This is a genomic window from Mycobacterium sp. 1165196.3 (assembly GCF_001673415.1).
GTDB classification, from domain to species: Bacteria; Actinomycetota; Actinomycetes; order Mycobacteriales; family Mycobacteriaceae; genus Mycobacterium; species Mycobacterium europaeum_A.
The window spans coordinates 1-6,998 of the sequence record NZ_LZLU01000109.1; the positions used below are offsets into that span (position 1 = coordinate 1).

At 69.7% G+C, this 6,998-nt stretch carries 6 protein-coding genes and 1 pseudogene; 4 read left to right on the forward strand and 3 right to left on the reverse strand.

What is annotated here, in order from left to right:
* Positions 1-639: YbhN family protein (locus A5659_RS11870; RefSeq protein WP_156749147.1), on the forward strand; the 639-nt coding region annotated here is incomplete at its 5' end.
* On the opposite strand, the gene A5659_RS11875 is transcribed toward A5659_RS11870, so the two are convergent.
* The gene (locus A5659_RS11875; protein ID WP_067181218.1) at positions 636-1,178 is read right to left on the reverse strand and encodes a hemophore; all 543 of its coding nucleotides are present in this window, start codon (positions 1,176-1,178) and stop codon (positions 636-638) included. The genes A5659_RS11870 and A5659_RS11875 overlap by 4 nt on opposite strands.
* A gap of 348 nt (positions 1,179-1,526) precedes the next feature.
* On the opposite strand from A5659_RS11875, the gene A5659_RS11880 reads away from it, so the two are divergent.
* Positions 1,527-4,571: an MMPL family transporter gene (locus A5659_RS11880; RefSeq protein WP_067181221.1), complete on the forward strand. Its 3,045-nt coding sequence runs from the start codon at positions 1,527-1,529 to the stop codon at positions 4,569-4,571.
* Positions 4,568-5,119, forward strand: a complete 552-nt coding sequence (locus A5659_RS11885) for a hypothetical protein (RefSeq protein WP_066872104.1) — start codon at positions 4,568-4,570, stop codon at positions 5,117-5,119. The genes A5659_RS11880 and A5659_RS11885 overlap by 4 nt, the downstream gene beginning before the upstream one ends.
* Position 5,120: 1 nt before the next feature.
* Here A5659_RS11885 and A5659_RS11890 read toward each other — a convergent pair whose 3' ends face one another.
* Together A5659_RS11890 and A5659_RS11895 are read right to left on the reverse strand one after the other, a co-directional pair.
* The gene (locus A5659_RS11890) at positions 5,121-5,804 is read right to left on the reverse strand and encodes a hypothetical protein (RefSeq protein WP_066876309.1); all 684 of its coding nucleotides are present in this window, start codon (positions 5,802-5,804) and stop codon (positions 5,121-5,123) included.
* A gap of 7 nt (positions 5,805-5,811) precedes the next feature.
* Positions 5,812-6,492: a hypothetical protein gene (locus A5659_RS11895; protein WP_067181224.1), complete on the reverse strand. Its 681-nt coding sequence runs from the start codon at positions 6,490-6,492 to the stop codon at positions 5,812-5,814.
* A 41-nt stretch (positions 6,493-6,533) separates the two neighbouring features.
* Between A5659_RS11895 and A5659_RS11900 the strand changes: the two are divergent.
* Positions 6,534-6,998 (forward strand): annotated as a pseudogene (locus tag A5659_RS11900) (peptidase M13); the annotation flags it as partial.

The window sequence follows — 6,998 nt, forward strand, 5'->3', positions numbered from 1 at the left end:
TCGCGCCCGGAGCTGATCGACGGCATCGGCAGCCGGGTCCTCGCGTGGGTCAACTCGGTTCGCGGCAGGCCGGCCGAGGCCGGCCTGGACAAGTGGCGCGAGACGCTGATGCAGCTGGAGTCGGTGAGCCTGGGCCGGCGCGACCTGAGCGTGGCGTTCGGCTGGTCGATGTTCAACTGGATCGCCGACGTCGCCTGCCTGGGGTTTGCCGCCTACGCCGCCGGGGACCACGCCTCGGTGGCCGGGCTGACGGTGGCCTACGCGGCCGCCCGCGCGGTCGGCACGATCCCGCTGATGCCCGGCGGGCTGTTGATCGTCGAGGCGGTGCTGGTGCCCGGCCTGGTGTCCAGCGGGATGTCGCTGCCCAATGCGATCTCGGCGATGCTGATCTACCGGCTGATCAGCTGGCTGCTCATCTCGGCGATCGGCTGGGTGGTGTTCTTCTTCGTGTTCCGCACCGAGAACGTCACCGACTCCGACGAGGACCCGATCACCGGTCCGCTGCCCGTCGTCCCGCTCGCGGGCAACGCCGCGGCCGACCCGACCGAGGCGGCGCTGCAGGGGCCGTTACCGCCGGACCGGAATCCGGCGGATCACAACCCGGCCGATCGCAATCCGGAGACGGACGGCCAGCTCTAGCCGACGGTGTTCCCCCGCGGCGGCCCCGGCAGCGGGTTGGTCGCCGCGGGCGGCGACGCCGCCGGGGCGCCACCGGTGGTCCCACCCAACGGCGACGCTGGCGCGGGGTTCGCCGGCAGCGCGGGCGGCCCACCGGCCGCGCCCTGCGCCTGCTGGACCATGCCCAACGCCTGCGGGATGGAGATCGGCAGCTTGCACTGCAGCGACAGGCTGGTCAGCGGCTGGGCGATCGACGTCATGTCGCCGGCCACCTTGGGGTTGGCGTCGAAGTAGGACTTCAGCCCGTTCACCGACTGCGGACCCGCCTGCTGCTGGAGCATCGAGGTCATCGTCTGGTTGGTCTCCGGGTGCGAATCAAGGTAGTCACCCATCGACTTGGACACCGAGCCGATCGTCCGGGCGACCTCGCTGGCCGCGCACGGGTCGTTCGCGCCGGTCGCCGGCGCGCCGGCGAACACCGCCGCGGCCGCTCCGGGCACCGCGGCGGCGACCAGCCCGGCGAAGATTCTGCGACCCCGTCCAGCGGTGGCTCTCGTCATGGGTAACTCCTTCGAGTTTGCGACGACCGCCGGATGGGCGCCTCGCAAACGGCTGCAACAGACGGCCCGTTTCAGCGCAGGCATCCCCGAATCCCCCGGGGCCGCGCGGGCCATCCGACATCCTGCCACCGCCGATATCACCGCTGCCAGTCCGAACAAAGCGCCTGACGGGATATGTGATCGAAATCCCGCTTGGTCACCAGTTCACAACGTCTTCGCAGCGTCTTGGCAACAACACCGTCGTCGCAGCTCAGGAACTAGATAAGCCCGCATAATCCACAGCCTGCTGCGGTATCGTCGCCAACACGCGTTACGCGAGAACCGGGGAGCGGAAAAATCCAGCAGTTAATGATGCGCCTCAGCCGCAGCCTGCGTAAGTACCGCTGGTTGGTCTTCACAGGCTGGTTGCTGGCATTGGTTCCCGCCGTCTATCTGGCGCTGACACAGTCGGGCAATCTCACCGGCGGCGGGTTCGACGTGGCCGGATCGCAGTCGCTGGCGGTCCACGACCAGCTCGAGGAGCTTTACCACGATCAGGGCGGGTCGTCGCTGGCGCTGGTGGCCGCACCCCGTCCCGACGCCAGCTACCAGGACATGAACGACGCCGTCGCGCAGCTGCGGCAGATCGCGGCCGGCATCCCAGGTACCACCGAGATCCCCAACCCCACCCAGCGGCCGCCGCAGCCGGACCGGCCCTACGTGCTGTCGGTGCGGCTGGATTCCCGTAACACCAGCGACGTGGCCAAGCAGCTGCGCACCAAGGTCGGTATCAAGGGCGACCAGCCCGGCCAGACCGCCAACGGCCGGGTCCGGCTCTACGTCATCGGGCAGGGCGCGCTGTCCGCCGCCGCCGCGGCCAACACCAAGCACGACATCGCCGCGGCCGAGAAATGGAACCTGCCGGTCATCCTGATCGTGCTGCTCGCCGTGTTCGGCTCGCTGGCCGCCGCGGCCATCCCGCTGGCGCTGGGCGTCTGCACGGTCGTGGTCACCATGGGCCTGGTGTATCTGCTGTCCGCCTACACCACCATGTCGGTCTTCGTGACCTCGACGGTGTCGATGTTCGGGATCGCGCTGGCCGTCGACTACTCGCTGTTCATCCTGATGCGGTTCCGGGAGGAACTGCGGACCGGGCGGCAGCCCCGCGAGGCCGTCGACGCCGCGATGGCCACCTCCGGGCTGGCCGTGGTGCTGTCCGGGATGACGGTGATCGCCTCGCTCACCGGGATTTACGTGATCAACACCCCGGCGCTGAAATCGATGGCCACCGGCGCCATCCTGGCCGTGGCCGTGGCCATGCTGACCTCGACGACGTTGACGCCGGCGGCGCTGGCGACGTTCGGCCGGGCGGCCGCCAAGCGGTCGGCCCTGCTGCACTGGTCGCGCCGCCCCGAAAGCACCCAGTCCCGGTTCTGGAACCGCTGGATCGGCTGGGTGATGCGCCGGCCGTGGATGTCGGCGCTGGCTGCGTCGCTGGTGTTGCTCGTGATGGCGGCGCCGGCCGCGTCGATGGTGCTGGGCAACAGCCTGCTGCGCCAGTTCGACTCGTCGCACGAAATCCGCGCCGGGGTGGGCGCGGCGGCCCAGGCGCTGGGTCCCGGCGCGCTGGGCCCGGTCCGGGTGCTGATCAACTTCCCCGACGGCGGCGCGGCCTCCCCCGAGCACAGCCACACCGTCGGCGCGATCCGCCAGCGGATGTCGCAGGCACCCAACATCGTGTCGGTGTCGCCGCCGCAGTTCGCCGAGGACAACGGCAGCGCGCTGCTCTCGGCGGTGTTGTCGGTGGATCCCGAGGACATGAAGGCCCGCGAGACCGTCGGCTGGATGCGCGCGCAGCTGCCCAAGATCCCCGAGGCGGGCACGGCGCGGGTGGACGTCGGCGGCCCGACCGCGCTGATCAAGGACTTCGACGATCAGGTGTCCAAGACCGAGCCGCTGGTGCTGGGCATCGTGGCGCTGATCGCGTTCGTGATGCTGCTGGTGTCGGTTCACTCGGTGTTCTTGGCGTTCAAGGGTGTGCTGATGACGCTGCTGTCCGTCGCCGCCGCCTACGGCAGCCTGGTGATGGTGTTCCAGTGGGGGTGGCTGAAGGACCTCGGCTTCGCCCAGATCAGCTCGATCGACAGCACCGTGCCCCCGCTGGTGCTCGCGATGACCTTCGGGTTGTCGATGGACTACGAGATCTTCCTGCTCACCCGCATCCGGGAGCGCTTCCTGCACTCCGGGAACACCCGCGACGCGGTGGCCTACGGCGTCAGCACCAGCGCGCGCACCATCACCAGCGCCGCGCTGATCATGATCGCGGTGTTCGTCGGGTTCGCGTTCGCCGGCATGCCGCTGGTGGCCGAGATCGGTGTCGCCTGCGCGGTCGCGATCGCGGTGGACGCCACGGTGGTGCGGCTGGTGATGGTGCCGGCGCTGATGGCGATGTTCGCCCAGTGGAATTGGTGGCTGCCGCCCTGGCTGTCGCGCGTGCTGCCGTCGGTCGACTTCGACCGGCCGCTGCCCGAGGTCGACCTCGGCGACGTCGTCGTCATCCCCGACGACATCTCGGCGCTGGTGGCGCCCAACGCCGACCTGCGGATGGTGCTCAAGTCCGCCGCGAAGCTCAAGCAGCTGGCCCCCGACGCCATCTGCGTGGCCGATCCGCTCGCCTTCACCGGCTGCGGCCGCAACGCCGCCCAGGCGGTCTCCGGCACCGACGAGGACCAGCCCCGCGGCCTGGGTCCCGGGCAGATCCCCCACCAGGTCGCGCTCAGCGAGGAGCGGGTCAGCGTCGGCGTGGGCGCGGCCGACAAGAAACCCGGCTCCAACGGCCACACCAACGGCTCCCTGGCGGCCAAGAAGCTGGTCGGCGGGCTGGCCTCGCGCAACGGCATCGCCAAGGCCATCGCCGGGACCGACCGGCCGGTTCACCCGGTGACGCTGTGGCGCGGACGCCTGTCGGTCGCGATCGACGCGCTGGAAAACGACACCGCCGGGGCCGGCGACGGGCCCGAATACGAACGGCGCAGCCCGGTGGAGACCACCAACGTGCAGCTGCCCACCGGTGACCGGCTGCTGGTTCCGACCGGTGCCGAGACCCTGCGGCTGAAGGGCTACCTGATCATGAGCCGTAACAGTCGGCGCGATTATGCCGACTTTGCAGACATGGTCGATTCATTGGAGCCCGAGACCGCCGCGGTGGTGCTGGCCGGAATGGACAGGTATTACTGTTGTAAATCATCCAGGCGGCAGTGGATTGCCACCCAGTTGGTCCGAAGACTCGCAGATCCCAACCCCTGCGACCACCCGGAAGACCAGGGATCGGACGCCGACGCGGGCTCGGACTGGGAGGAAATCCGGCAGCGCTGCCTGTCGGTGGCCGTGGCGATGCTGGAGGAGGCGAGGTGACGTTGGCACCCGACCGACGCTCCGCGCCGCCGCCCCACCGGCCGGGTCCCGAACAGCGTCAACGCGGCAGTGGGCAGCCCGGGGGACCGACTGGTGGGCCCTTCCAGGACCCCGAGCAGCCGGTGGAGTTCTGGCCGACGGCCGCCATCCGGTCGGCCTTGCAGGGCGGTGACATCGCGACCTGGAAGCGCATCGCCGGCGCGCTCAAGCGCGACCCGTACGGGCGGACCGCCCGCCAGGTCGAAGAGGTCCTCGAGGGCACCCGGCCCTACGGCATCGCCAAGGCGCTGTGGGAGGTGCTCGAGCGGGCCCGCACCCACTTAGAGGCCAACGAACGCGCCGAGGTCGCCCGCCACGTGCGCCTCTTGATCGACCGATCGGGTCTCGCCCCGCAGGAATTCGCGTCCCGCATCGGCGTCACCGCCGAGGAGCTGGACGGCTACCTGGACGGCAGCACCAGCCCGACGGCCGCGCTGATGATCCGGATCCGGCGCTTGTCGGACCGGTTCGTCAAGGTGAAGTCCGCGCGCTCGGCCGAAGCCAACTGATCTATCGCACCGGCAGCACGTCGGCGACTAGCCAGTCGCCGCCGCGCTTGGTCAGCGTCACCCGCAGCGCCGGCGCCGCCTGACTGGGCGGCTGTCCCGGGGTGTTCTGGGTGACCCGCAGGACCACCGCCACGCTGGCGGCCGACGGTCCGAGCGCCTCGACTCCGGCCGAAACCGTGGTGGCCTGGGCGGTGACGTTGTGCTGGGCCAGATCGGCGCTGGATTTGGAGTACTGCTCCTTGAACGCGGCCGCATGCTCCGGGACGATCGTCGCCGTGGCTCGGTCGATGGAATCGGTCGGGGCGGTGGGGCTGAACGACGCCATCGCCTCCGCCATGCCGGTGGCGATCTGAACGACCTTGTGGGAGTCGTTGGTGAAGTCGCTGTCCGCCCTGGTCCAGTGCGTGTAGCCGGTCGCGACGGCGGCCGTGAGCGCCGCCGCGCACAGCAGCACGACCGCCAGGCGCAGCCCCGGCGCGTCGTCATCGGTGCCGACGCTGACCGAATCGCGGCGCAGCAGCCAGAAATTGATCGCCACGCCTTCGACGATCAGCAGGATCAGCACCGAACACGCCGACACCCACCACAGCGGCCAGCCCAGCACCAGCCCGATGGCCAGCAGCGCCGCGATGGCGGCCAGCGGGGCCGCGACGTCGAAGGCGAACAGCCGCCAGATGTTCCTCATCGGATCCTCACCTGATCGAAGCCAATCCGGAGATCATCAGCTTGCCGTCCACGTCGGAGACGTCCAGCCGCAGGTTCCAGTGCACGGTTTGCGGCTTGGCTCCGACGTTTTCGCTGACCGACGTGGCGATCAGCATCACCGAGTCGGTGCGGCTCGCGAACGGCGGCAGCTTGGTGGTGACTATCTCTCTTGGCGGCCCCGCGCCCGCCGGCCGGGTGTCCAGGTCACGGTGCACGGTCTCGATCGCCACCGCTTCGATGCGCCCGGCGCTCTTGGACTGCAGCTTCTCCACGACCGCCTTGTACGGCTGCACGGCGGCGTCGAAGTCGGTGTTGAGTTCCCCGACCGTGCCGTCGTGCAGCCGCTGCAGGCTGGCGTCGACGTTGCCGCTGTTCATGTTGATCAGCACGTTCGCCCACTCCGCGGCGGTCTGCATGGCCCGGCTCAAATAGCCGCGTTCGGCGACCTGGTCGCGGTGGTCGGACCAGATGACGGAGCCGAGCACCACCGCTGCCACCGACAGCACCCCGAGGACCGCGGACGCGACGCCGTAATGGGAAAAGACGCCATCGCTTTCGAATTCGTCCGCGTCGGCGTCGTCGTTCGAGTCCGCGTCGACGTCGGCTTCGGGGCCGACGTCGACGACAGCTTCATCAGCAGGTGCCTCGGTTCGCTCGCCGTCGGACATGGCCCGATCGTTGCACCCGGGAAAGATGGAAGGATGGCGGGGTGACGAATACGGCCATCCGCTCGGGCATCGACCTGAGCTTTGTCGACGACAGCATCCGCCCCCAAGACGACCTGTTCGGTCACGTCAACGGCCGCTGGCTGGCCGAATACGAGATACCGGCGGACCGCGCGACCGACGGGGCGTTCCGGCAGCTGTATGACCGCGCCGAGGAACAGGTGCGCGACCTGATCGTCGAGGCCAGCCGGCAGGGTTCGGCCGCCGGCGACGACGACGCGCAACGCATCGGCGACCTGTATGCCAGCTTCCTCGACGAGGACACCGTGCAGCGCCGCGGCGTGCGGCCGCTGCTCGACGAGATGGCCGTGATCGACGACGCCGCCGATGCCGGGGCGCTGGCCCGGGCCATCGGCATCCTGCAGCGCACCGGCGCCGGCGGCGGCGTCGGGGTGTATGTGGACACCGACGCCAAGAACTCGGCGCGCTACCTGGTGCACTTCACCCAG

Coding starts and splice junctions, on each gene's coding strand:
- A5659_RS11875 (WP_067181218.1), bottom strand. CDS start 1,178: ATGACGAGAGCCACCGCTGGACGGGGTCGCAGAATCTTCGCCGGGCTG.
- A5659_RS11880 (WP_067181221.1), top strand. CDS start 1,527: ATGATGCGCCTCAGCCGCAGCCTGCGTAAGTACCGCTGGTTGGTCTTC.
- A5659_RS11890 (WP_066876309.1), bottom strand. CDS start 5,804: ATGAGGAACATCTGGCGGCTGTTCGCCTTCGACGTCGCGGCCCCGCTG.
- A5659_RS11895 (WP_067181224.1), bottom strand. CDS start 6,492: ATGTCCGACGGCGAGCGAACCGAGGCACCTGCTGATGAAGCTGTCGTC.